Annotated in this window: 23 protein-coding genes; 18 read left to right on the forward strand and 5 right to left on the reverse strand. The window is 49.9% G+C overall.

The annotated features are described in order from the left end of the window. Nucleotides 1-6: 6 nt before the first annotated feature. From opp4C to J7E85_RS26080, 12 genes are all read left to right on the forward strand, one after another. The gene (gene opp4C, locus J7E85_RS26025) at nt 7-930 is read left to right on the forward strand and encodes an oligopeptide ABC transporter permease (RefSeq protein WP_215162884.1); all 924 of its coding nucleotides are present in this window, start codon (nt 7-9) and stop codon (nt 928-930) included. 11 nt (nt 931-941) lie between these two features. Then, the gene (locus J7E85_RS26030) at nt 942-1916 is read left to right on the forward strand and encodes an ABC transporter ATP-binding protein (RefSeq protein ID WP_213647618.1); all 975 of its coding nucleotides are present in this window, start codon (nt 942-944) and stop codon (nt 1914-1916) included. Beyond that, the gene (locus tag J7E85_RS26035; protein WP_215162886.1) at nt 1916-2881 is read left to right on the forward strand and encodes an ABC transporter ATP-binding protein; all 966 of its coding nucleotides are present in this window, start codon (nt 1916-1918) and stop codon (nt 2879-2881) included. The genes J7E85_RS26030 and J7E85_RS26035 overlap by 1 nt, the downstream gene beginning before the upstream one ends. A 220-nt stretch (nt 2882-3101) precedes the next feature. Further along, a complete protein-coding gene (locus J7E85_RS26040; protein ID WP_215162887.1) occupies nt 3102-4073 on the forward strand; it encodes a D-alanyl-D-alanine carboxypeptidase family protein in 972 nt (323 codons plus the stop codon). Between the two features lie 242 nt (nt 4074-4315). Then, complete coding sequence (locus J7E85_RS26045) at nt 4316-5302, forward strand: LCP family protein (protein ID WP_215162888.1); 987 nt, start codon at nt 4316-4318, stop codon at nt 5300-5302. Nucleotides 5303-5526: 224 nt separating this feature from the next. Next, nucleotides 5527-5961, forward strand: coding sequence for a CBS domain-containing protein (locus tag J7E85_RS26050; RefSeq protein WP_076326274.1), 435 nt, complete (start codon nt 5527-5529; stop codon nt 5959-5961). A 262-nt stretch (nt 5962-6223) separates the two neighbouring features. Beyond that, nucleotides 6224-6526 carry a MazG-like family protein gene (locus J7E85_RS26055; protein ID WP_179090743.1) on the forward strand — a complete coding sequence of 101 codons (303 nt, stop codon included), beginning with the start codon at nt 6224-6226 and terminating at the stop codon, nt 6524-6526. Then, nucleotides 6523-7449, forward strand: coding sequence for a DUF2232 domain-containing protein (locus tag J7E85_RS26060; RefSeq protein ID WP_353049561.1), 927 nt, complete (start codon nt 6523-6525; stop codon nt 7447-7449). The genes J7E85_RS26055 and J7E85_RS26060 overlap by 4 nt, the downstream gene beginning before the upstream one ends. Nucleotides 7450-7460: 11 nt before the next feature. Beyond that, nucleotides 7461-9461, forward strand: a complete 2001-nt coding sequence (locus J7E85_RS26065) for a DHH family phosphoesterase (RefSeq protein WP_215162890.1) — start codon at nt 7461-7463, stop codon at nt 9459-9461. Further along, on the forward strand, nt 9458-9901 hold the full coding sequence (gene rplI / locus J7E85_RS26070; protein ID WP_071219349.1) for a 50S ribosomal protein L9: 444 nt from the start codon (nt 9458-9460) through the stop codon (nt 9899-9901). Before J7E85_RS26065 ends, rplI begins: the two co-directional genes overlap by 4 nt. Before the next feature lies 1 nt (nt 9902). Beyond that, complete coding sequence (dnaB, locus tag J7E85_RS26075; RefSeq protein ID WP_215162891.1) at nt 9903-11267, forward strand: replicative DNA helicase; 1365 nt, start codon at nt 9903-9905, stop codon at nt 11265-11267. A 303-nt stretch (nt 11268-11570) separates the two neighbouring features. Then, nucleotides 11571-12860, forward strand: coding sequence for an adenylosuccinate synthase (locus J7E85_RS26080; RefSeq protein ID WP_215162892.1), 1290 nt, complete (start codon nt 11571-11573; stop codon nt 12858-12860). 432 nt (nt 12861-13292) lie between these two features. On the opposite strand, the gene J7E85_RS26085 is transcribed toward J7E85_RS26080, so the two are convergent. The 4 genes from J7E85_RS26085 to J7E85_RS26100 form a co-directional block, all read right to left on the reverse strand. Next, nucleotides 13293-13991 carry an ABC transporter ATP-binding protein gene (locus tag J7E85_RS26085; RefSeq protein ID WP_215162893.1) on the reverse strand — a complete coding sequence of 233 codons (699 nt, stop codon included), beginning with the start codon at nt 13989-13991 and terminating at the stop codon, nt 13293-13295. Beyond that, nucleotides 13991-15091: an ABC transporter permease gene (locus tag J7E85_RS26090; RefSeq protein WP_215162894.1), complete on the reverse strand. Its 1101-nt coding sequence runs from the start codon at nt 15089-15091 to the stop codon at nt 13991-13993. The genes J7E85_RS26085 and J7E85_RS26090 overlap by 1 nt, the downstream gene beginning before the upstream one ends. A gap of 121 nt (nt 15092-15212) precedes the next feature. Beyond that, complete coding sequence (locus J7E85_RS26095) at nt 15213-16595, reverse strand: sensor histidine kinase (RefSeq protein ID WP_215162895.1); 1383 nt, start codon at nt 16593-16595, stop codon at nt 15213-15215. Further along, entirely contained in the window at nt 16592-17269 is a 678-nt protein-coding gene (locus tag J7E85_RS26100; protein ID WP_215162896.1) for a response regulator transcription factor, read from the reverse strand. The genes J7E85_RS26095 and J7E85_RS26100 overlap by 4 nt, the downstream gene beginning before the upstream one ends. A 254-nt stretch (nt 17270-17523) precedes the next feature. On the opposite strand from J7E85_RS26100, the gene J7E85_RS26105 reads away from it, so the two are divergent. Further along, the gene (locus tag J7E85_RS26105) at nt 17524-18210 is read left to right on the forward strand and encodes an ICP22 family protein (protein ID WP_215162897.1); all 687 of its coding nucleotides are present in this window, start codon (nt 17524-17526) and stop codon (nt 18208-18210) included. Nucleotides 18211-18482: 272 nt separating this feature from the next. Further along, complete coding sequence (locus tag J7E85_RS26110; RefSeq protein WP_215162898.1) at nt 18483-20051, forward strand: peptidoglycan DD-metalloendopeptidase family protein; 1569 nt, start codon at nt 18483-18485, stop codon at nt 20049-20051. Between the two features lie 522 nt (nt 20052-20573). On the opposite strand, the gene J7E85_RS26115 is transcribed toward J7E85_RS26110, so the two are convergent. Next, nucleotides 20574-20771, reverse strand: coding sequence for a hypothetical protein (locus J7E85_RS26115; protein WP_215162899.1), 198 nt, complete (start codon nt 20769-20771; stop codon nt 20574-20576). Nucleotides 20772-20969: 198 nt separating this feature from the next. Between J7E85_RS26115 and yycF the strand changes: the two genes are divergently transcribed. The 4 genes from yycF to yycI all read left to right on the forward strand — a co-directional run bounded on the left by yycF (nt 20970) and on the right by yycI (nt 25596). Beyond that, nucleotides 20970-21701 (forward strand): response regulator YycF, encoded by a 732-nt coding sequence (gene yycF / locus J7E85_RS26120; protein ID WP_215162900.1) that lies wholly within the window; start codon nt 20970-20972, stop codon nt 21699-21701. A 74-nt stretch (nt 21702-21775) separates the two neighbouring features. After that, complete coding sequence (walK, locus tag J7E85_RS26125; protein WP_483311345.1) at nt 21776-23530, forward strand: cell wall metabolism sensor histidine kinase WalK; 1755 nt, start codon at nt 21776-21778, stop codon at nt 23528-23530. Beyond that, nucleotides 23527-24807: a YycH family regulatory protein gene (locus J7E85_RS26130; RefSeq protein WP_215162902.1), complete on the forward strand. Its 1281-nt coding sequence runs from the start codon at nt 23527-23529 to the stop codon at nt 24805-24807. The genes walK and J7E85_RS26130 overlap by 4 nt, the downstream gene beginning before the upstream one ends. Before the next feature lie 39 nt (nt 24808-24846). Further along, nucleotides 24847-25596, forward strand: a complete 750-nt coding sequence (gene yycI, locus J7E85_RS26135) for a two-component system regulatory protein YycI (protein WP_215162903.1) — start codon at nt 24847-24849, stop codon at nt 25594-25596.

Here is a 25596-nt window from a genome sequence, read left to right on the forward strand (position 1 = left end):
ATTCATTTGTCCGCAGAGGCTGCACCATTAAAAACGAATCTATCAGTACCGAAAAAGCAGCCGGATTCTCCATGGAGAATGGCCATTCGCCGTTTTTCCAGAAACCGTCTCGCTGTCATCGGACTTATCATAATTGTATTTATGTTTTTGCTGTGCTTTATTGGCCCGGTCTTTTCACCATATTCCCTATTTGATTACAGTGTGGCTGATAAGAATTTGCCTCCAAGCTCCAAGTATTGGTTAGGAACCGATAAACTGGGGCGCGATGTACTCCTGCGCATGATGCTTGCAGGTAGGATTTCCCTCACAGTAGGACTAATAGCGACAGGTATTTCCGTTATTATCGGAGCGACGCTTGGCGCATTGGCTGGATTCTATCGTAGATGGGTAGATACACTGATAATGCGTATTGCTGACGTTTTCATGGCCATGCCAACCCTTCCCATTCTAATCATCTTAGGTGCAGTACTGTCTGACTTGAAGGTGGAGCCTTCAGAACGTATCTATTTCTTGATGGTCATTATCGGTATATTGGGTTGGAGCGGTATTTCCCGTCTCGTACGTGGTCAAATATTGACGCTCCGTGAACAGGAATTTATGCAAGCAACGGAAGCCTTGGGACTTAAAGATCGTCGAAAAATCTTTCGCCATCTGCTTCCAAATACGATTCCAATCATAATTGTATCTGCAACGCTTGGTGTAGCGGGAGCTATCCTGTTTGAATCGGCATTGAGTTTCCTAGGGGTCGGGGTTGTTCCACCAACACCATCGTGGGGGAATATGATTTCTGCCGCCAACAATCTCATCGACTTCCGCAAGAGACCATGGCTATGGATTCCGCCAGGCATGTGTATTCTTGTGACCGTGGTTGCGATTAACTTGATCGGTGACGGGCTTCGCGACGCACTTGACCCGAAAATGAAGAAGTAGGAGATGCGAATATGGCAAAAGAATTAGTTGAATTCCGCAATTTAAAAACGCATTTTCAAACCTCCGCAGGCACCGTGAAAGCCGTCGACGATGTAAGCTTCAAAATCCGTGAAGGTGAAACACTGTGCGTGGTGGGCGAGTCGGGCTGTGGTAAAAGCGTAACAGCCATGTCTCTTATGCGTTTAATCGACACACCTCCAGTAGGAGGAGAAATTCTGTATGAAGGCAAGGACCTGCTGAAGATGAGCAAGAGCGAGATGAGCTTGATTCGCGGCAACGATATCGCCATGATCTTCCAGGAGCCAATGACCTCACTGAACCCGGTATTAACGATTGGGGAGCAGATTGTAGAGCCAATTGTGTTACACCAGCTCGTAAACCGTAAAGAGGCTAAACAACGTGCCATCGAACTCATCAATCTGGTAGGAATACCGCGTGCGGAGAAGATTTTCGACTCCTATCCGCATGAGCTCAGCGGTGGTATGCGCCAGCGGATTATGATCGCAATTGCACTTAGCTGTAATCCCAAGCTCCTAATTGCAGATGAGCCAACAACTGCGCTGGACGTTACGATCCAGGCCCAGATTTTGGATCTGATGCGCGACATCAAAGGGAAAATGAATACATCCATTATGCTGATTACGCATGACCTGGGTGTCGTAGCCGAAATGGCTGATTACGTTGTTGTTATGTATGCCGGAAAAGTCATTGAAGAAGCTCCGGTAATTGAGCTCTTCAAGCAGCCGAAGCATCCATATACCAAGGGACTTTTGAAAGCTAAGCCCATCATTAACCAGACCCAAGAACGTCTGTATTCGATTCCGGGGCAGGTACCCAATCCGGTAGATCTTGGAGATAACTGTCATTTCCATGATCGCTGTGAATCATGCATGCAGATTTGTAGAGAGAAGACGCCTCCGCTCGGTACGGATCCTAACGGCCATAAGGTCGCTTGCTGGTTGTATGAAGAGGAGGGGAAAGCGTAATGAGTCAAGCATTGATCGAAATTGATGGTTTGAAGAAATACTTTCCCATCACCGGCGGCATATTGCAGCGGACCGTGGGTAATGTAAGAGCAGTTGACGGAGTCAGCTTTACCATCAACAAAGGGGAATCCTTCGGGCTTGTAGGTGAATCCGGCTGCGGCAAGAGCACCATTGGCCGAACCATTCTCCGTTTGTTGGAGAAAACGGAGGGTAAAGTTATCTTTAATGGTCAAGATATCCATACCTTATCCAAAGAGAAAATGCGTGCACTCCGTCCGAAAATGCAGATCGTGTTCCAGGATCCATTCAGTTCCCTGAACCCAAGAATCAAGGTTGGCGAAGCGATCGGCGAAGCACTCATTGACCATGGCTTAGTTAACCGCAGAGATCTTAAAAATCGCGTTATAGAAACGCTTGAGATTTGCGGCCTTGCTGCCTATCATTATGATCGTTATCCGCATGAATTCTCCGGTGGACAGCGTCAACGGATCGGGATTGCCCGCGCGTTGATTCTGAATCCAGACTTTATCGTAGCGGATGAGCCGGTATCTGCACTGGACGTATCGATTCAAGCGCAAATCATCAACTTGCTTAGTGACTTGCAGCGCGAGAAACAGTTGACCTACTTGTTCATTTCTCATGATCTCAGTGTTGTAGAGCATCTGTGCAACCGAATTGGGGTAATGTATCTGGGATCGATGGTAGAAATGGCTAGCAAGGAAGAACTGTTCCGCAATCCTCTGCACCCTTATACGAAGGCATTGTTGTCGGCAGTTCCGGTACCGGATCCAACGCTGAAGCGCGAGCGGATTGTATTGCAAGGCGACATTCCGAGCCCGGCGAATCCGCCATCAGGCTGCAAGTTCCATACTCGCTGTCCACTGGCTTCAGAACTATGCAAGCAGGAGATTCCAGAGTATCGTGATATGGGTAATAACCACTTCGTTGCTTGTCACTACGCTTAATATGACTCTTCATATCTAAGTTTTCTGACAGCAATCAGAACATGTATTAGAAAACAAATAGATTCATAGGGAGACTTCCTCCGTCTGCGGACGGAAGGGGGTCTTTTTTATTTCCGAGTGACTAATCGATCGTATTTACAAAAATTTCTAAATAAAAATTCTGAAAAAAAGCAGACCAAATGCCCCTTTCAACCGTCTATAACTATGGAGGGCTAATTCTATGAAAAAACGGTGGCTTTGGCTGGTCATGATGTTGTTAATTATCGTCCCGATTGGGGCGGTTGTCATAGGAAATATAGAACGAGCGGGGTTTAAACCGAAGGTGGACGCGCGAGCAGTTGTCTTGATGGATTTAAACACCGGGCGTATTTTGCTCAGCAAAAATGGTGATGTACCTTTACCGCCTGCAAGCATGTCCAAGTTGATGACCGAGTTGGTTATTCTTGATGATATCAAAACCGGGAACAGATCCTGGGACGATGAAGTCAAAATAAGCGATCTCGCAACGGACGTCAGAGGAGTTAAGATTGCCCTGAAATCGGGTGAGATCCTGACGGTGCGTGAATTGTTCCAGAGCATAACGGTTTATTCGGCGAATGATGCCGCCGTAGCACTTGCCGAGCATTTTGCGGGTTCTGAGGAAGCGTTTGTCCGGAAAATGAATGCCAAAGCAAAAGAGATTGGTTTATCCAGCGGGACACGATTCGTGAACGCGTCGGGAGTCGAGCGAGACACGGCCAGCGATCAAGCCAGGCCATTGGATGGAGAAACAGTGATGACCGCAGAAGATACGGCTAAACTGGCAGTGCATTTAATTCGCAGCCACCCGGATATTCTTAGCACCTCCAGCAAGACTCAAACCAAGATAAGCGGACGGAATTTATATTTAAGCAACACCAACTGGATGCTGCCATCGGTAGGAGGCCCTTATTCCTATGAAGGCACGGACGGCTTAAAAACAGGGTATACGGTCAATGCAGGATACTGCTTCACGGGCACCGCGGAGAAACAAGGCAGTCGGCTTGTTGCCGTTGTCATGGGTACCGAGTCCAAAGAAGCAAGATTTGAAGAGACACGCAAGCTGTTTGACTACGGATTCGCTAAAACGTTAACATGGAGAGAGCGGCTGGATGACTGGTTTCAATATTCAGGAGTCACAGCCGCTCTTACGTATGATAAGAGACCCGTTTAGCGGATCGATGAAGATTTGGTAGATTTATAGAACTGCCCGTAAAGGGTTCACATTTGACAATAATCTGGTTTACAATAGATGATGTGTTGAAACTGGCCTACTGATATGTAGTGAGTCAACGGGAAGAGTTCCCGTTTAATAAGGAGAGGAGGGTGAGCCAAGTAGCTTGGGGTGCAAGCAAGGACCTTTAACGATCTGACTTATCCATTAAATTATTTTATAATAAAGAAGGAATCGAACTCATGAAGAGGAAATCAATATATATTACTCTCGCTTTGGTCATACTGCTGGGCTCCACCGCGTTTCTGTTTAGAACGCAGCTTGCGGTTGTAGCATTTGATCTGTTTATGGCAAAGGATGTAGAGGAATCATTACAGAAATCGTATAAACCGCTCCAGAGCGACAAGACACCCGAACCTGTAGTACTCCAGAGCGAACCGTTCTCGGTTATGCTGCTCGGGAGTGACCAGCGAGAGGATGAACCTGCGCGTTCGGACACGTTGATCTATGCGGTTGTACGTCCCATGGAGTCCAAAGTGCTCTTAATATCGGTTCCAAGGGACACGTATGTCGATATTATCGGTAAGGACAAGAAAGACAAGATTAACCACGCGTTTGCATTTGGCGGTCATCAAATGGCCAAAGATACGATGGAGGCATTTTTCGAGGAAGAACTTAATTATTATGCTTCCATTAATTTTAAGGGCTTGAAGAATGTTGTTGATGCCATCGGGGGCGTGGAGCTGCCGATTGGCAAGGATATCGTCAATAAAGGCAGAGACCATGAGAAATTCACGATTGAAGCCAACAAACCGATATATAACGGCGAGGAAGCTTTGAATTATGTCCGATATCGGGAAGATAGCGACTTTAATCGTGCGAAGAGACAGCAAGTGTTTTTGGACGTAGCGGCCAAGCGGGTAATGAAGCTTGATCAGATCGGTAAGGTGCCTGAACTGATTGAGATCATGGGAGATAATTTCCAGACCGATATGCAGCCTAAATTCATTATTGACCTGGCGAAGCAGATGCTGACCGGGGGCAAAGTGGATATGACCAGCTTTACAATCATGGGGGAAGGCATGAAAATTGGCGGCGTCTATTACAACGAGCCCGACATGGATGATGTGCAGGAAGCTCGGGATTTAATTGACAACTGGATGAATTCGGATACACCGGCTGACCAGCTGCTGCAGCCCAAAGATGCAGAGAAGCAAAAGTTGAAATAAATATACACCGGTATACCCGGATGAATGTCATAGTACGTTGCTTCATCTCAATCAGCAGTCGGATGGCTGCTGATTTTGTGCCCTATACAAGGAATCAGAACGACGAAGTTAACGTATGTATGAGTATGGATAGGGGAAGGAGTAACCTGCATACCTAGGCTTTAAATCAGGAAGGTTACTTAACATGACTTCAGAAGTTGGAGTCATAAGGAGGATAATGCATTATGAATATCGCTTTTTTTCTATTACCAAAGCAGGAAGTGATCTGTTTAACACTGGATTCTACGCTCAGGCAGACGCTGGAACGGATGGAGTTTCACCGATATACGGCTGTGCCCGTACTGGATAAGAACGGACAGTACGCAGGGACTGTAACGGAAGGTGATCTGTTGTGGCATATGAAAAATTCGGATGGCAAAATCACTTTTGAGAACGCTTCGAAATTTTTATTGAAGGATGTTCCTTTTCGTATGGATATTAAACCGGTGTCGATTGACGCCCGGATGGAGGATCTGATTAATCTGGCCAAGGTGCAGAACTTTGTGCCTGTGGTGGACGATATGAACCGCTTTATCGGCATTGTACGCAGAAGCCTTATCATTGAATACTGTGAACGGTTTGTCTCCAAGGAGACGATGGAGTCCCACGGGGCATCATAATCAAGTAGATCTGTGAATAAACAAGGGCGTGGGACCACGATGGCAATGTGGGTAACACGTCCTATTTTTATAGAAGCGAGGCAGCAGTGAAAGAGCGGGGAGGAATACCCGGGACCCGATTGGAGTACAAAGAGAAGGTAGGTTATCGATTTTCTACTGGGACTAAGGATGGACAGGGTGCATGGGCCTTTGTGTGGGCGGCTTTTTTTTATGCTATAATGGAGAATAAAGCTGTTTTCAGGGAGAGATGGATATGCCAAATATGCCGAAGGACTTGGATGTAGCTAAACGCGCCAAAGTGATTGAATGGCTCAAAACCGAAGTAATTGACAATGTATCCCGGTTATTCAAAGCTTTATGGGAAGGCAGCACTACAAAGGTTGGAGACAGTTTGGCAAGCCTGATGATGAGCTCCTACATACTGGGCCGAAGGCTCGGCTTGACCTATCGGGATTTAGACGATCTCTTGTTAGAGAAATTGAAAAAGCATAAGCAGGAAGGACATCAGCTGGAAGATTGGTACCAGGATATTTCCGCGCTCGAAGAACATTTGCGTAAGAGGTGAACATATTGAAACTGCGCTGGACTACGGCGGTATGGAGCGTTATTTATTTGCTTCTGCTGCTATCACTACTCACACCCTTTTCGATCGTAACGGCTTTCTTGTTAGTTCTGCCGGTTGCGATTCTGTTTACGGCTTTGAATACAAAATCATTTATCATGCATGTGGTGCCCGTGTGGCTGATCGCGCTTCTGATTCATCCCATATATGTGTTATTCGCGATCTATTTTGCCATTCCGGGGATCGTCATGGGATATTTGTACCGGAAGCGAAAGGCAGCCATGCAGGTATTGAAGTATGGCATGGCTGTCATGCTGGTGGAAATGCTCGTTCTGCTCATGATCAGCACGGCCTTCTTCCAATTAAATCTGTCGGAGTACGTGGATGAGATTGTGAGGATGACGACCGCTCCGCTCACTGAGATGGGTGTAGAAGGCGGCCTGGGCGGACAGTTCCTTGGCACCGAACTCGATACACAGTTCATTAAAGATCAAACGATGCGCTTGGTTCCATTTGCGATGATTATCAGCTCGTTCCTCATGACGGTGGTAACCCATGCTTTGGCTCGTCCTACACTCAACAGCATGGGCTTGTCCGTGCCGCGGCTGAAGCCGGCTAGAGAATGGATGCTGCCGCGTTCCCTGATCTGGTACTACTTGCTCATTTTCTTCATCAACATAGCAACCGTCGATTCGGACAATACCTTCATGAAGATGATTGTGGCTAACGCTACGCCTTTGCTGCAGATCTGCTTCATGATCCAAGCGCTGGGGTTCTTCTACTATCTCGCTCACGAACGGAAGTGGCATCCGATTGTACCGCTTTTGACGGCTATACCGATTGTGCTGTTCCCGCCGGCTATGATTATCGGAATCCTGGACTTGGCGTTCCCACTTCGTCAGGCGTTTAGTAAAACCAAAAGATAGGGTGATGAGTCATGCCTAAATTTCTGCAGAAGCGCTGGCACGGCTATCATACCGTCTGGGCGTTTGCGCTGGTGCTTCTGCTTGTTATTTTTCTGTCGTTCTACAATACCATTCTGGGGCTGGTCGGATTGCTGCTTGCGGTGGTAGGCGGCTATGCGATGCTGAAGACGGAGATGAAATTCCGCCGCGAGCTGGTGGATTATATTGGGGATCTGTCATTTCGGATTCAGCGGGTCGAGGGCGAAGCGGTCAGCGTACTGCCATTTGGCATTGTGCTGTACAGCGAAGACAAGACAGTGGAGTGGCATAACCAATTCGTAGTCAATATGTTTCCGCATCAATCGTTGGTCGGGGTATCCTTGCAGGAGTTATTTCCTCAGCTGGTTAACACGATGAAGGAAGCCCAAGAGAAGAAGGATAACAAGGAGAAGCTGCCGAAAGAAATTCGTCTGGAGATCTCCCACGAGGATAAGTTCTATGGAGCAACCGTCATTCCGGATGAGCGACTCATATATCTGGATGAGATTACCGAGCTGGCCGTGCTAAGGCAGCGGTATGAGGATGAGCGATTGGCTTTGGGCATTATCATGATGGATAACATCGATGAGGCATCGCAGGGGATGGATGATCAACAGCGTACGGCATTGATTGCGAAGGTAACCAGTGAGATCACCGATTGGGCGCGTGAATTTAACGTCTATTTGCGGAGACTTTCCTCGGACCGCTATTTGATGATGCTCAACCACAGGTCGCTCGATGCGCTAGAGAACAGCCGTTTTCTCATCTTGGATGAAGTCCGGGAGATGACCGCCGATCTGAAGGTACCGCTGACGCTAAGCGCTGGTCTTGCCTTCGGTTCAGACGACATTACGGAGCTGGGGCAGCTGGCACAATCCAGTTTGGATATGGCGCTGGGCCGCGGCGGAGATCAAGCGGCCGTCAAAGCGGGTCAAAGGCTCTCCTTCTATGGCGGTAAATCCAATGCAGTGGAGAAACGGACGCGCGTAAGGGCACGTGTCATCTCGCATGCGCTGCGTGATTTGATGCAGGAGAGCGACAAAGTGATCATCATGGGCCATAAGCTGCCGGATATGGACGTGGTCGGCGCTGCAATCGGCATACTGAAAGCAGCCCAGATGTATAAAGTGGAGGCTTATATCGTAATGGAGGGAATGAATCCGTCGATTTCGAGGCTTATGGAAGAGGTCCGCAAGGACGAGGCCTTGATGAACCGATTCGTCTCCACCGAACAAGCGATGCAGATGATGACAGAGCATACATTGCTCGTTGTTGTTGATACGCATAAAGCCTCCATGACGATGGAGCCGCGGCTGGTTCATCGCGCAAGCCGGGTCGTGGTGATGGATCATCACCGGCGCGGAGAAGAGTTTATTAATGACGCGGTGCTGATCTATCTTGAACCGTATGCCTCCTCGACCTGTGAGCTGGTTACCGAGGTGCTGCAATATATTCATGAGCGGGTATCCCTTACTCCGGTTGAGGCTACGGCCTTATTGGCGGGGATCACGGTGGATACCAAGCATTTTGCCCTCCACACGGGATCAAGAACGTTCGAGGCTGCCGGTTTCCTGCGGCGTCACGGAGCTGATACGATGATGATTCAGCGGGTGCTCAAGGAAGATCTGACAGAATTTATAGCGAAGGCAGAAATCGTGAAACATGCTAAAATGGTATATGACCATATCGCCATTGCGGTATCGAAGAGCGGGGAGCCTATGCCGCAGCTGCTGATCGCTCAAGTAGCGGATATGCTGCTGAATATGACGGATGTGCAGGCATCGTTTGTCATTAGCGAACGCACAGACGGCAAGATTGGCATCAGCGCCCGCTCTATGGGCAAGATGAATGTTCAGATAATTATGGAACGTCTCGGGGGAGGCGGACATTTAACGAACGCCGCAGTACAACTGGATACGACGCCTGAGAAAGCCGAGGAGAAGTTGATGGAGGTACTGGAGGACATCGAAGCGAAAGAGGGGTTATTTGAATGAAAGTCATTTTCATAAAAGATATGAAGGGTCAAGGCAAGAAAGGTGAGGTGAAGGAAGTTTCGGAAGGGTATGCAACAAACTTCCTGATTCCGCGGGGAGTCGCTCGTCCGGCAACCGACGGCAACATGAAAACGCTGGAGCAGCAGCAGGCTTCAGAGGAGAAGCGCAAGGCCCAGGAGAAGGAAGAGGCGCAGGCTCTCGGCAAAAAGCTGGAAGAGATGACGGTTGTCCTGAAAGCTAAAGCTGGAGAGGGCGGCCGTTTGTTCGGCGCCATTACCAGCAAACAAATTGCTGAAGCTCTGGCAGGACAGAAGATCAAAATCGACAAACGCAAAATTGAACTTAGCGATCCGATCCGCAGTCTGGGTGTTACCCAGATTCCGGTGAAGCTGCATCCTGACGTCAAGGCGACGCTCAAGGTTCAAATTACGGAGGAGTAATATGGGAGGAGAACTCTATTTCGATCGGGTCCCCCCGCAGAACCTTGAGGCAGAGCAGGCGGTGCTGGGTGCCATTCTGCTGCAAAGTGAAGCGCTGATTACAGCGATGGAGCGGGTGCAGGCCGAGGACTTCTACGACAAAACGCATCAGATGATCTATGAAGTTATGGTGCAGCTCGGGGAAGGCAATCAACCGATCGATCTGGTGACCCTTACATCTCTCCTGCAAGATAAAGGGCAGCTGGAAGAGGTCGGAGGCGTCAGCTATTTAGCAAAGCTGGCTCATGCGGTCCCGACGGCTGCAAACGTGGATTATTACGCCCAGATCATCGAAGAGAAATCGATGCTGCGGCGGTTGATTCGAACTGCAACACAGATTGTCAGTGAAGGATATACCGGAGGAGAAGATGTATCCGGTATGCTCAGTGAGGCGGAGCGCCGCATTCTCGAGATTTCCAATCGACGCACAGGCAGCGGATTTATTGCGATCCGCGATGTGCTGATGGAAGTATTTGAGAAGGTGGAGGTTCTCCATCAGAACCAGGGGAACACAACGGGAATTCCATCCGGCTTCGTGGACTTGGACAAAATGACAAGCGGATTCCAGCGCAACGACTTGATCATCGTAGCTGCCCGTCCTTCCGTAGGTAAAACCGCATTTGCCTTGAATATTGCCCAGAATGTGGCGATTCGTGCCAAGGAAACCGTAGCGATCTTCAGTCTGGAGATGTCAGCGCCGCAGCTCGTACAGCGTATGATCTGTGCTGAGGCTAACCTGGACGCCGGGGTCATGCGTAACGGTGATTTCAAAGGTGATGAGGATTGGTCCAAACTCACGATGGGCATTGCAGCTCTGTCGGAAGCCGAGATCTACATTGATGATACACCGGGTGTTACGGTTGCCGATATTCGTGCGAAATGCCGTCGTCTGAAGAAGGAGAAGGGGCTTGGCATGATCCTGATCGATTACCTCCAACTCATTCATGGACGCGGCAAGGCCGGGGAGAACCGGCAGCAGGAGGTCTCCGAGATCTCGCGTACGCTTAAACAAATCGCCCGTGAGCTCGAAGTGCCGGTTATTGCGCTGTCACAGCTCAGCCGGGGCGTGGAGCAGCGTCAGGATAAGCGTCCGATGATGAGTGACCTACGGGAATCCGGTTCGATTGAGCAGGATGCCGATATCGTTGCGTTCTTGTACCGGGATGATTATTACAATCAGGAGACGGAGAAGAAGAACATTATCGAGATCATCATTGCCAAACAGCGTAACGGTCCAGTAGGTACGGTGGAACTGGTCTTCCTGAAGAACTTTAATAAATTCGTCAATTACGAGCGAACGCATGCCGATGCCTTCGCCGCTGGATAACGGCGGTATTCAATCCTAGTCTAGCCAGACAGATACCTGCCGCTGGCTGTAAGTTAGGGGCATTTCTTATGGCGGTTCCTCGAATAATGCGGCAATCATTGTATAATCTCGTCCTAATTCCGAACAATCGTACACACTGATGTGCGATTGTTCGTTTTTGTATTTGACTTTAAAAATGGGGACTGTTACACTGGTATTGCTGCTTTAGTGCAGTGAGGTTGAATTTTAATCATCATGTAGAGGTTATTTCATCAGTGTTACGTGAAATATTAAGGGTGTAACAGCCCGGGCGGAGGAATGAATATGTCAACGGTAGTCGTTGTGGGAACACAATGGGGAGATGAAGGGAAAGGGAAAATCACGGATTATTTGGCGGAAAGCGCTGACGTGGTAGCCCGTTACCAAGGCGGCAACAATGCCGGCCACACCATTCTGATTGACGGTAAAAAATTCAAGCTTAGCTTGATTCCATCCGGAGTATTCTATAAAGATAAAACCTGTGTGATCGGAAACGGTATGGTCGTTAACCCGGCTGCACTTATTGAAGAGATTAATTATATTCATGATAACGGGTTCAGTACGGATAATCTGGTAATCAGTGATCGTGCTCATGTTATCATGCCTTATCATATGGTATTGGATGCTCTGGAAGAGGATCGCAAAGGTCCGAACAAAATCGGTACGACTCGCAAGGGAATCGGCCCTTGCTACATGGATAAAGCGGCACGTAACGGTATCCGGATTGCAGATCTGATGGATGCGGAAGAGTTCGAGCTGAAGCTTCGCCATCTGGTGAAGGAGAAGAATCAAGTCATTACCCAAGTGTATGGCGGGGAAGAACTCAATGTCGAAGAAATTCTGACGCAATACCTGGAATACGCCGAAATCATTCGTAAATATGTGCGTGATACTTCCGTCATCCTGAATGATGCGATTGATGCGAATCAAAAAGTATTGTTCGAAGGCGCGCAAGGCGTTATGCTGGACATCGACCAAGGCACGTACCCGTTCGTTACGTCTTCGAATCCTTCTGCCGGCGGTGTATGTATCGGCTCCGGTGTAGGACCATCGAAGATTCAACAGGTGATCGGTGTGGCTAAATCCTATACGACGCGTGTAGGGGATGGACCTTTCCCAACGGAGCTGGACAATGAGATCGGTGAGTACATTCGTGAAAAAGGACATGAATACGGCACGGTGACCGGACGTGCTCGCCGCGTAGGCTGGTTCGATAGCGTAGTTGTACGCCATGCCCGCCGTGTGAGCGGAATTACCGGCTTGTCCCTGAACTCGCTTGATGTGCTGAGTGGTCTTGAGACCGTTAAGATCTGTACTGCATATAAATTCCGCGGTGAAGAAATCACACACTATCCAGCAAGCCTGAAAATGCTTGCTGAATGCGAAGCAATCTATGAAGAGCTGCCAGGTTGGAGCGAAGACATTACCGGAGCAAAAACGCTGGAGGATCTGCCGGAGAACACCCGTCGCTATGTCGAGCGCGTATCCGAGCTGACCGGTATTCCGATTGCTATCTTCTCCGTTGGTCGCAACCGGGAGCAGACGAATCAAGTGCTTCCGATTTACGAGAAATAAATCAGAGTTGGACCAAGAATAGAGAGATAGAAGTTCAACTTCAACAATAAGATAGGTCTATGAACCTGCCGATAGATATTGTCGGCGGGTTTTTCTTTTTGGTAAAGAAGTTGGAGATCAAAACGCATCGTGAGATAACATTGATAGCCTAAAGGTGGAAGAATTTGTCCCTACATTTGAATAATATTATCCCTTAGTCGGTTGTCCATCCACCCTATAATGGAGAGAGACATAGAGGACAGCACGCTGATAATTTGGAATTGGGGCTAAAGGCAGCGGGTATATGCAGTCAGAACAATGTAGGGGGGACAGAAGCCATACGAATTCAATGAGGCGTATGGCCTTCTTGGGAGCTGGACAAGGTACACGATCCAGCATAATAAAAACCGGATTCATCTACTAGATTGCTAGGGATGATCCGGTTTTTTCATTCTATAGCAGAGTGGGCGGTCGCTGTTCCGTTAACTTGCCGTCCTCGATATAGACGATTCGGTCACACAGATCGAGCATGCGCTTGTCATGCGTGACCATGACGGCGGCTTTCTGGCGTAACTTGACCTCATCGGCGAGCATCTGAACAACGGTTCGACCGCGCCCCGAATCCAGGCTTGCAGTCGGCTCGTCTGCCAGAATGAGCTCAGGATTGTTCATCCATGCCCGGGCAATGGCAACACGCTGCCGTTCGCCGCCGGATAAGCTCTCAGGGTAATGAAACTTACGGTGCGATAAGCCCAGCCGATGAAGCAGATCATCCGCCCGCTGCTGCGGCTCCTGGCCGTGCTGTCCTGCCAGCTTGGCAATCAGGAGGAGCTGATCGCGGACAGTCAGATAAGGAATCAGATTGGAGGATTGAAAGACAAATCCGATATGGTTCAGCCGCAGCTGATTCAATTTTTTTGCAGATAGCCTTGTAACCTCCTGATCGCCCATCCATATTCGTCCCTGGGTAGGGGATAGCAGTGCTCCTGCAATGGAGAGAAAGGTACTTTTACCGGAGCCGGAAGGCCCGATAACCGCGACAAATTCCCCGCTTTTGATGTCCAGTGATATGTTGTTAAGTACGTTAACTGTGGTATCCCCATCGCCGAATTCTTTGCTCACCTGATCCAATAACAGTTTGGATGATTTCATTATGCAGCCCTCCCGATAGCTTCGATGGCATCGATCTTGATGACACGATACAGCGACAATAGCGATCCCATCAGGGATACCGCGAGGAATAGCAACGAACAGAGCAGGACGACCGAAGGGGGTAATGAAAACGGCACGATGCCGGACAACAGGAGCGATACTCCATAAGTCAGGCCAATGCTGATCGCAAGACTGACGATGGTAAGGGTCAGGACTTGAAAGATTAGATTCCTCACCAGATAACCGGTCCCAGCTCCAATGGCCTTCAGGACGCCAAACTGATTCATTTTCTGAATCGTGATGACGTAAAAGAACACAGCCAGGACAAAAGCCGCGATCACAAACAAGAACACAATCATCATGATGAGAGAGCCTTGCTCCTCCTTAAATCCGGGGATGCCCTGCAGCGCATCGCTTTTCGTTATAATCTCAATACCAGATATGTCCCGCACCAGGGTTTCCTTTTGTTCCGGACTGCCATTCAAAGCAATTGCACTATAGATGGGTTCTTGCTTCGCACTCCTTGGCTGAAGAGCCTTCCACCCTTCAAAATTCATATGAATAACCGGGGCATGGCTGAAGGACTGTCCTTCAGTAAACGCCGCAATGGTATATGTGGCACCTGTAGCCTGATCAACGATCCGGTCACCTAACTGGTATCCGTCATCTTTCAAGGAGCGGTCAGCCATGACATGGTCCGCATCCGTATTGTTAATCATGGTACCTTCAACAACCTTGGGAGCTAACATGCTCTCCACGTCGATGGCAAAAAAGGCTGCATCGAATTTAGCTGTGGAGCCTTCCTTAGTCAGCGTATTCATGTGTACCCCCAGCGGGGTGGCCTTGTTTCCACCTGGGTGGCTCCGTACTTCGGTCCAGAGCTCCTCGGTAAGAATGGAGCGATTGATCCGATGATCGGACTCTTCCTGAAGGACCAGATAGTCGGCTTTCATATTTTGTATGGAAGAGGCGTTATCAGAGGAGAGTCCCTGGGCCAATCCGGTCACGAATAGGACGAGCCAGGCAATCAGCACCATAATGAAGCCAATCAGCAGATAGCGCAGCTTCGCATGTCGAAGTTCGCGCAGTGCAAGAAACATGTTTCTCATCTCCATTCCTGTAATTAAGCAGCACCTTATCCCTTCGTATCTATCTTGCGGGATATGCTTCAAGTATAGGAATGGAATATGAACAGAGCATGAACTTAGAGATAAGGCTTCATTACGCGATAGGGAGGATGACGGTGAAGGTGGTTCCTTTTTCAGGCTGACTCGTCACTTCAATATGTCCGCCATGCAGCTCGACAATCTTCCGGGTGATGGATAAGCCTAATCCGCTGCTGCCCTCGGAACGATCCCGAGCCTCATCCACACGGTAAAATCGGTTGAAGATGTGGGGGAGATGCTCTTGCGGAATGCCTATCCCTGTATCTGAGATCTCGATGCTGCATAGTTTGTTGTGTTGATCGGTGACACGCAGCGAGATGACGCCCTCCGGAGCCGTGAATTTAATGCTGTTCGTGATGAGGTTCGTCCATACTTGATGCAGCAGCTGTTGGTCACCGTGAATATAGGTTGACGGCAGCGACATATCGATGGTGAGATCCTTGCTCCGCCAGCTCCATTCAGTGTGGAACAATACCTGTTTGATCTGCTCGGCAACGTCGAAGGTGGTTCTCTCCAGAATATTCTCTTCCTTATCCAAGGAAGCCAGCATAAGCAGCTGTTTGCTGAGTTGTGACATGCGGCGGCTCTCCGCTTCAATGATCGCCAGGTAATGCTGCTGCTGTTCCTCGGACAAGCGCTTGGTTTGCAGCGTCTGCGAGAAGCCCTGAATGGAAGCAAGCGGTGACTGGATTTCATGTGACACATTGGATACGAACTCCTGGCGCATCTGCTCCAGCTGCGCTAAACCTTTGGCCATCTGGGAAAAATGATCCGCGAGCTGCCCCAGCTCATCCCGCCTGGCGACATTCAGCTCAATGTTATATTGGCCCTGCGCCACGCTTTGGGTAGCCGCGGTTAACTTCACGATCGGTTTCACGATGTATCGGGTAATGATGCCCACAAGCAGGATACTCAGCAGAATGGCGATCGCCATGATGATCGAGAAGAAGATCCGCATTTCTCCGAATTGAACCGTAATATCGGGCCTGATGAAGAGCGCGTGAGACCTGCCGTCAACCTGTAATGGAATGCCGATGGAATTGCTTAGGACATTGTCGAAAAAACCGGTAATGAACAGTTCAGATGGGAATTCCCCGATGCCATGGTACACATCCCCGTTCAGTACCCGCTGCACCGTTTCGGTCGAGAGATCGCGTTCACGGAATAAGCCGCCATAGAACCACTCTTTGCCTTGATCGTTTACCAAATAGAATTGATAACCGAGCTGTCCGATGTGGTGGAGATAATCATGTACATCCATCTCCGGGTGGCTGTTATAGAATTCACCGATATTTTTGGCCATGGTGGTGACCTTCTGATCATTAAATGGCTTGAGATTGTACTGGTAGTAGAGATTGGACAGCACAAAAGCAATCAAGCTGCTGATCACCATGATGGCAACGGTGGTGAGGACGATGCGCGAATAGAGAGTTCTCACTGCGGCGCCGCCTCCAATTTATACCCCACACCCCGGATGGTCCGTATCTGGAAATCGCCACTTCGGTCTACAAAGCGTTCCCGAAGCCGTTTGATATGGACGTCAATAGTCCGGTCATCTCCGTCATAATCTGTTCCCCAGATGAGCTGAATCAATTCTTCGCGCGAGAACGTCCGGTCTGGATAGCTGGCAAGCTGAGAGAGCAGTTCAAATTCCTTCATCGGCAGCATCAGTACCTTCCCGTGTCCTTGGACTTCGTAGCTTTTGCGGTCGATGGTGGTTTCGTTCAGACGGATCTTGTCGGCGCTGACCAGCTGATAGCGCCGAAGAAGCGCTTTGATTCGAAATAGCAGCTCCCTTGGTTCAAATGGCTTGGTTAAGTAGTCATCCGTACCGACGGCATATCCCTTCTCTTTATCCACGAGCTGATCCTTGGCCGTCAGCAGAATGACGGGAAAATCATAATAACGCCGGATTTCGTCGCAGAGCTGATAACCGTCCTTGTACGGCATCATGACATCTACGACAGCCAGATGAACTTGTTCCTCTGCCAAACGAGCAGAAGCTTCTTCCCCATCAGCAGCAGTAAACACCGTGTACCCTTCGGATTGCAGATGATATTGCAGCAGTTCCCGAATATGCGCGTCGTCATCCGCGATTAATATATGAATCATTGCTAGATTGACCTCCTTCATATGAAGTACCGATTGACTATATATGTATCATAAATTCCTGTCTGCGGTCGATTGTACTCTCTATCGCATGGAAGTAGTGTGGCCTAAATTCGACCGAATCATGAAATATATCAAATGGAAGTAGAAAAAATGAGGGAAATGGGATTGAAGCGATTCCGAGCCGTCAATACTGGAAAAAGAAAGCAATCATGGCCATGTCATTTCAGAGCATGCATGAGGAAGGAGGAGTACGGATGAAGTGGATGAAATGGCTGCTGAAAGTCAGCCTGACCGCCATCCTGGTGAGCACGCTCACGATTGTGACAACAGGCATCGTGGTCAATGCCTATATTCAATCGGTGTTATCCAGCTTTAACATTCAGCTGGAGACAGAGTCGATGGGGGTTGGAGGTATTATGAAGTCGATGCTGGGCATGGGCTCCGGCATAAAGCCGGATGTTGGCAGCGTCAACGCCGTGAAGGATAACGAATCGGCAGAAGATAAAGGTACCGAGTCCAACGAACCGGCATCAGGAGTCGGATCAGAGACAAAAGGTGAGGCAAAAGAGGACGAGGAGACTAGTTCGGACCCATCGGGGACGACGGGTGAGCCGCCAGCAGATGAAGAGGCACCGGATAATTCTTTGCCCGTGATGGGCACGAACACGACAGAGCAGCCTGACGATTCCTCGCTGGAAGATCAGGAGATTGTAATGACACCGGGGGAAATTGTGGATCGAAAGGACAGTCTGCCAACAGAGGAGAAGGAAGAGATTTTTACCATGCTGATGAATAAGCTGCCTCAATCGGAAATGCAGAAGATCTCCGAGGCGATGGAGGATGGTCTGACCGCAGCGGAACTTGCGGACATTGAACAGGGCATATCCAAATATTTGAATGCAGAGGAATTCGATAAACTGATTACCATGCTCAAAGAATAACGGTATGACGGCGTTCAGGCCTGTTCTGTCACTGTTTTGTCACTGACTTGCTAAGGATATATATTAGGAAAAATGAGGAAACCCGCGCTGGGCGCGGGTTTTTCGCTGTTTTCGTAAACTTGAAATGATTGTAAAGGCTATGTTAAAGTATACGAAGATCGAAAAGGTTAAAATTTTGATACCTTTTGACAGGTTGTGTCACATTCAATGCTAAGTCAGCATGTTCAGATGAATGGATTCTTACATATGAACAAGGCTTAAAGGAGAGAGACATGAAAGGTTCTAAGGGGAAACGGTGGATAGACAGCCTCTTGCGTAAGCAAGCAGCTGATCATTCTGCCCACAACAACAACTCGAATCGTGAGCCCTCGGAGCCGTTGAATCCACAAAAACGGGGATGGACCTCACCGCGCAGGTGGATTTTGATTTCGGCAGGGGCATTGCTCATAGCAGGATCGATATATACGGGCGGAAAAGCGTATGTGAACGCGAATACGATTCCGTTCTATCATGTGTATGTAGATGGAAAAGCAATCGGTACCATTCAAGATGATGCCCAGCTTAACCAGCTGATTAAAGAGAAGCAGAAGGAATATCAGGAAGAGTACCCAGATGTACTTATGGTGCTCAATACCAACGGCATTACAACCAAAGCCGACCGTTCCTATAAACCAGAGGTGAACAGCGAGGAGACACTCCATAAGCTGGATAACATCCTGAAGGCATATGCCCGCGGCGTGGAGCTGAAGGTGAACGGCAAGACAGTGGCGATCGTGAAGGATCAGCAGACGGCCAAAGCTGCCGTCGAAGCAGCCAAGCTGAAGTTCGCGCCGGCGGCTGCCCAGAAAGAGAAGACGGAGAAGGTCGCTTTCACGAAGACGTCCGCATCGGCATCGGGCAAGAAGAGTGGTGACGGAAGCGGGCTCCAATCGATTGACATTAAAGAAAAAATCTCGCTGGCCAACACGAAGGCTGATCCGAACAAGGTGCTGGACGTGGAAGAAGCGGTGAAGGTGCTGACGGGTACGAAGGACAAGCCGGTGGTGTACACGGTGAAAGAGGGGGATACGATCTCCTCAATTGCACAGCATTTCGGCATGAAGTCTGCTGACGTCATGGCCCTGAATCCCGGGCTGGAGGAGAAATACGTTCAGATCGGAGCCGAGCTGCAGGTGACGAAGCCGGAAGCGCCGCTGACGGTAAGAACGGTGGAGACGGTGTCGTTGAAGCAGCCAAGCAAACCGGAAACGATCGTCCGCAAGAGCAGCGAGCTTCCACTTGGGAAACGAAAGGTCGTTCGTCCCGGGCGGGATGGCGTTAAAACCGTGGATTACATCGTGACCAAAGAGAACGGGAAGGTTGTCTCCAAGCAATGGACGGGTCAACAGGTGGTTCAGGAATCGCTGCCGGAAGTTGTGTACAAAGGCACCAAGGTGGCGCCTAAGAAAAAAGCAGTAACGGTGACCCAGAAATCCGACGGCAGCATGTTCGCATGGCCGGTCAGCGGCGCTCGTATTACGAGCCCCTACGGTCATCGCTGGGGAAGAAGCCATGAAGGCATCGATATGGTTGGCGGAAGCACAATTATGGCAGCCGCCTCGGGAACCGTGGTCTTCGCTGGTCAGCAGAGCGGTTACGGCAATGTCGTCATTGTCGATCATGGTAATGGATACCGCACCCTATATGGGCATATGAGTAGGATTTCCGTGAGCAGCGGACAATCCGTCGGACAAGGCTCCAAGCTGGGCGTCATGGGCAATACGGGCCGTTCTACTGGAACTCATCTCCATTTCGAAGTACAAAAAAATGGAGTTGCCCAAAATCCGATGAATTATCTGTAGTTCTGTGTTATACTAGGTAAACCAATGCGACATAAGCCATTATTGGTTCATATATCATAATAGTGAAGATGGCCGCTCCTTAACGGGGGCGGCCATCTTTGCGTCTTGGCAGAAGGTGTTGGGGATGGGGAGGGGGATGTGGGGCAGAACGGGAAATGTCTGCAGTGGGGTCGCAAGTGGTGTCCTTCTCCGTCGCTGTTGAATTCGGAAAATAGGAATTGTTGCTTAGGATGAGATTTTCCGAATTCAAAGGCGATCGCTGCCGCTCTCCGAATGCCACCACTTGCTGCAGATGAGGGTATTTCCCTTATCTGTCGAATCCATCCCCGTACATTCTGGCTAAGCTGCGAAGAGGTGGCCGCCCCCTGAATCAGGGCGGCCGTAGGGAGGCGGTGGGTGTGGGGGGGGGACAGAACGGGAAATAGTCTGCAGCGGAGTCGCAAGTGGTGTCCTTCTCCGTCGCTGTTGAATTCGGAAAATAGGAATTGTTGTTAGGATGAGATTTTCCGAATTCAAAGGCGATCACTGCCGCTCTCCGAATGCCACCACTTGCTGCAGCCGAAGGTTTTCCCTTATCTGTCGAATCCATCCCCGTACATTCTGGCTAAGCTGCTCCTGAGTGGCCGCCCCCTGAACCGGGGCGCCGCTCAGGAGCTGTGGGTGTGTAGCGGCGGCAGGTGTGGTAAAATGGGAGGAAGACCGTTTAAGTGGTGAGTTCAAAAAGTCAAACTTTCAGCACCAAGAAGGTTGGATGAATCTAGGGATTGAGGAGCGGAGCGCACGTTTTGGGTACGTGAGCACCGGAAAGCCCGGCTGAATTCAAGATTCGATGTCGAGTGGGCTACCGGTGCTACTTCGTGATCAAAGAGGGACTTTTTGAACATCCTCTTTAAGTGAAGGTATGAGGTGAACAGGACAATGCAGGGAACCATTCTGGTGGTGGATGACGAACAACCCATCGCCGATATTTTAAAGTTTAACTTGGAAAAAGAAGGCTATGAGGTCATCTGCGCTTTTGATGGCATTAGCGCGGTAGAGATTGCACTCACGAAGCGGCCGGATTTAATGCTGCTTGATTTGATGCTGCCCGGAAAAGACGGAATGGATGTGTGCCGTGAGGTACGTGCCGCGAACCTGCAGATCCCGATCATCATGCTGACGGCAAAGGACGGGGAGATCGACAAGGTGCTTGGACTTGAGCTTGGCGCGGATGATTACGTGACGAAGCCGTTCAGCACCAGAGAAATACTGGCACGCGTGAAGGCGCATCTGCGCCGTCAGCAGAAGCCGGACAACTTAGCAGATAACACAGGCGGCACAAGTGCAGGCGGACAAGGCCTGCGGCTGTTTGAGCTGTTTATTGATACCGATATGTACATGGTATACAAAAGCGGGGAAGCGCTCGATCTGACGCACCGCGAATATGAATTGGTGTATTATTTGGCCCGTCATGCCGGTAAGGTGATGACGCGTGAGCATCTGCTTCAGGCGGTATGGGGCTTTGAATATTTCGGCGATGTGCGGACTGTGGATGTTACGATTCGCCGGCTTCGCGAGAAGATTGAAGAGAATCCGAGCAAGCCGGAATATATCCTGACTCGGCGCGGACTAGGCTACCTGATGCGCAGCGCTAAAAACGGAGGCCTGTAATGAAGTGGCTGTCCTTCTTCCGCACCATTCAGGCGAAGGTCATCATTATTTATGTCCTTCTCATTCTGATCGCGATGCAGCTGATCGGGGTGTATTTTGTGAGTGCGATGAAGAACTCGCTGACCAGCAACTTCACGAAGGACTTGCAGGAGCGCGCCGAGCTGATGTCAGTGCTGGCAGCTAAGACCCTTGGCAGCGAGAATGATTCGGAAGAGGATTCGATCGACAGCCTGCGGATTATGGTGAACAATCTGTTCAATTTGAACGGAGCCGAGATCCAGGTGCTGGATCCCACCGGGCGGGTACTGACGACCTCGCTGCCCTCCCACGCTGATTATGTGAACACCAAGAACACGCAGACGGTTGTCAGCCGGGCCTTGCAGGGAATACAGGATAATGAAGAGTATATCATCGATGATGATAATATCCGCAAAAAAGTGGTGGCCAAGCCCGTCATGTACAACGAGAAAATCGTTGGTGCGATTTATATCGTAGCCAGCATGAGCGAGCTGTACAGCACGATGCAGCGGATTAACAATATTTTTATATCGGGCATTCTCTTGGCCCTTGGTTTGACGGCGGTGCTTGGCGTAATCCTGTCACATACGATTACCCATCCGATCAAGGAGCTGACCAAGCATGCCCGGGCTGTCGCGGACGGCCGGTTTACCGAGAAAACGCCAGTGTTCGGCAGCGATGAGATCGGCCAGCTCAGCCAGGCGTTCAACTATATGACCAGTCGTCTGCGCGAAGCCCTCTCGCAGAACGAAGAAGAGAAAGAGAAGCTTGCTTCGATTTTGACCAATATGAGCGACGGTGTTATCGCAACCGATGAAGCGGGACGCGTCATTCTAATGAACCGGCGCGCCGGCGAAATGCTGGGCGTTGAGGGGGAAGAGCTGGCAGGACACGATATCGTGTCTCTACTGGGTCTTGAGGAGTCCGAGTCGGAGGCGCTGGCGCTCAGCGAAGGTCATGATTCCAAACTGCTGGAGATTGTGCCGCGCGAGGGCAGCGAACCGTTCATGATGCGTGTGACCTTTACTCCGATTCACCGGCGGGAGATCGGCATCACCGGTACGATTGCGGTGCTGCAAGACGTTACAGAGCAAGAGAAATTGGAAGCATCCCGGCGGGAGTTCGTGGCGAATGTATCCCATGAGCTGCGCACGCCGCTGACAACCATCAAGAGTTATACCGAGGCGCTCGAGGATGGGGCGCTGGAGGATAAACAGATGGGGCCGCGATTTGTCGGCGTCATTCAGAATGAGACCGGCCGGATGATCCGGCTGGTAACGGACCTGCTGCATCTGTCACGGCTTGATTCCAAGGAGGCTGCGCTGCATAAGGAGCCGACGGACATTGTGGAGATGCTGGAGGACGTAGAGGACCGTTTCTCTTTCCAAATGAAGCAAAAGCATATCCGCACCATTATTGAGGTGAAACCGGGCGTATCGACAGCTATGCTGGACCGGGATGGCATTGATCAGGTTCTTGACAACCTGATATCCAATGCCCTTAAATATACGCCAGACGGAGGCATTATCACCATGGATGCAAGCATTACGGAGGAAGGCATGCTGTCCTTATCGGTAAAGGATACCGGGATCGGCATTCCGAAGAAGGATCTTGACCGGATCTTCGAGCGCTTCTACCGGGTAGATAAAGCTCGGACGCGCAATTTAGGCGGAACAGGCCTCGGTTTATCCATTGCCCGGGAAATTGTCAGGGCACATGGAGGTTTTATTACGCTTCATTCCGAGCTGGAGAAAGGCACCACGGTGACCTTTACCTTGCCCCTGGATTACGAGGGGAGGGCGTTAACGTGAAGGAGCGATTAAAGACCATTCTGTTGGTTGTGTTGGTCGTTGGCAGTTTGCTGCAGAGTTACGTTTTGATTTTCCGCTTTCCGGGAAGTGATTCGGTTGTGCAATCCAAGAACGCCTATATCCGAACCGAGGAAATGGGCCCGGAGGAAAAGGCCGAGAATCTGCTCTTTCCCGACAAGATGATTATTCATCTGGGCGAAGACCAACATACGGTGTTCTATCCGAACGATACGTTCTATAATCTTGTGTATAACCGGCTTAAAGGGCGGACCTTTGATAATTTTCAGCGGCGGATGGTCAGCAACATCGACTGGGCCAAGGTTCGCTCCGAGAATCGGGGCATTGAGCTGAGCTTTGATTCGGGCATTCCGGTTACCCTGCTCCAGAGAGTGATGCAGATCGTTCCGGATTCCCTGTTTGAAGGGGAGAGCATCAATAAAATATGGCTGTACAGCGTGGAAGGCGAAGCGAAGATCCATGTGATGTTTTTCAGTACGGAGGGCGATGTCGTTTATGAAGCTGCACAGGCGGATTTGACCGTACAGGACGTGGATCAACTGGTGGACTTCGGGCTGAACTGGACACCGTATAAGATGGTGAATGGCCGGTATTATACCCCGGAGAAGGAACTGAATATGGTCAGCATTGAACTGCCGATTGGCGAATATACGGTAGAGCAGATGCAGCGAAGTCTGTTCTTTGACCCTAGCATCACCCGCAACATCCGGGAAAAAGACGGGTCCGAGATTTATACGGACAGTAAGCGGAGCCTGCAAGTGGACCAGGGGCAAAAATGGATCAGTTACACCGATCCGGCTGCGCCGCCATCCGGTGAGAGCAGCCCCGGCAAGGATGTGCTGTCCGCGATTGATTTCGTGAATCAGCACGGGGGCTGGAATGGTATGTATAGGCTGGCTAAGGCGGGTGAATCCGAGGATCGAACGCTGGTGAAATTCCAGCAGTACTATGGCGGATTCCCGATCCTGAATACACCAGGCTTTCAGTATGGCGTCATGGAATTGGATTTACAGCAGGGAACGGTAACCTCGTATGAGCGCTCGCTCTTATATCTTGAGTCTGCTGCCTTGAAGAAGCAGATGGTGAAGCTGACAGGGGGCGAGGCCTTGGAAGCGAAGCTGAAGCCTTATATCGAGGAGAAAAATATGGTTATGGGTCTGGATCCTGCCTATTTACCGGTGCTGACCGGAGAAGGGCTGCTGTTGAAGCCTGTATGGGCCTTGGAGCTCCAGAACGGGTCAGTTATCACACTCGAATAAATGATGAAGATGGTAATTGAATCACAAGGAGGGATGATCATGGATTGGGGCCGTGCCAAAAATGTATTGATTTACGCGTTTTTGCTGCTGAATCTGGTGCTGGGCTATCAGCTCTGGATGGATTACCGCGAGCAGCTCGGCTCCAATCTGGATTTTACCTCGCTTTCCGAGAGCACCCAGCAGGTGATGGAGAAAAATGGGATTCAATTGCTGAGTCCGATTCCAACAGAAACGCCGCAGCTGCCCAAGATTAATTATATCTACAGTGCGGAAGCCCAGGGAGAGCCGGTAGGGCTGGAGCAGCCGGTGGATACCAAGCTAATTTATGCCGATGAGAAGGAATTGCGGAATGCGCTGGAAGGCAAGATTGCGGATCTTGGGAACTATCGCCATGATGAGCCATCGGATAAGGAGAACGTCTTCGTATTCCGACCGTTGGTGCAGAAGGAATGGCCGCTGTTTAATGTGGAATTGGAGTTTATCCATGAATCCCAGAAGATCCATGCGTTTCGCGTACCCGTGTTTGAGATTCTGCCAAGCAGCGATATGGAGGAGCAGAAGGTTCTGCCCGCATCGAAGGCATTGGAGACACTTATTGAACGTAATTTCATCCCGCCTGATTCGGCGGTAAGGGACATTCAGCTTGGCTATTATGGACAGTTGTTTAATACGGAGGATCAGTTAGCAGCACCAACCTGGCGGTTTACATTGGATCATGGCGAGATGATCTATGTACAAGGCATCAGCGGGGACGTGCTGACGCCAAAAAGCGATACGACAAAGGAGTAA

Source organism: Paenibacillus sp. ISL-20 (assembly GCF_018613005.1).
Lineage (GTDB): Bacteria > Bacillota > Bacilli > Paenibacillales > Paenibacillaceae > Paenibacillus_AQ.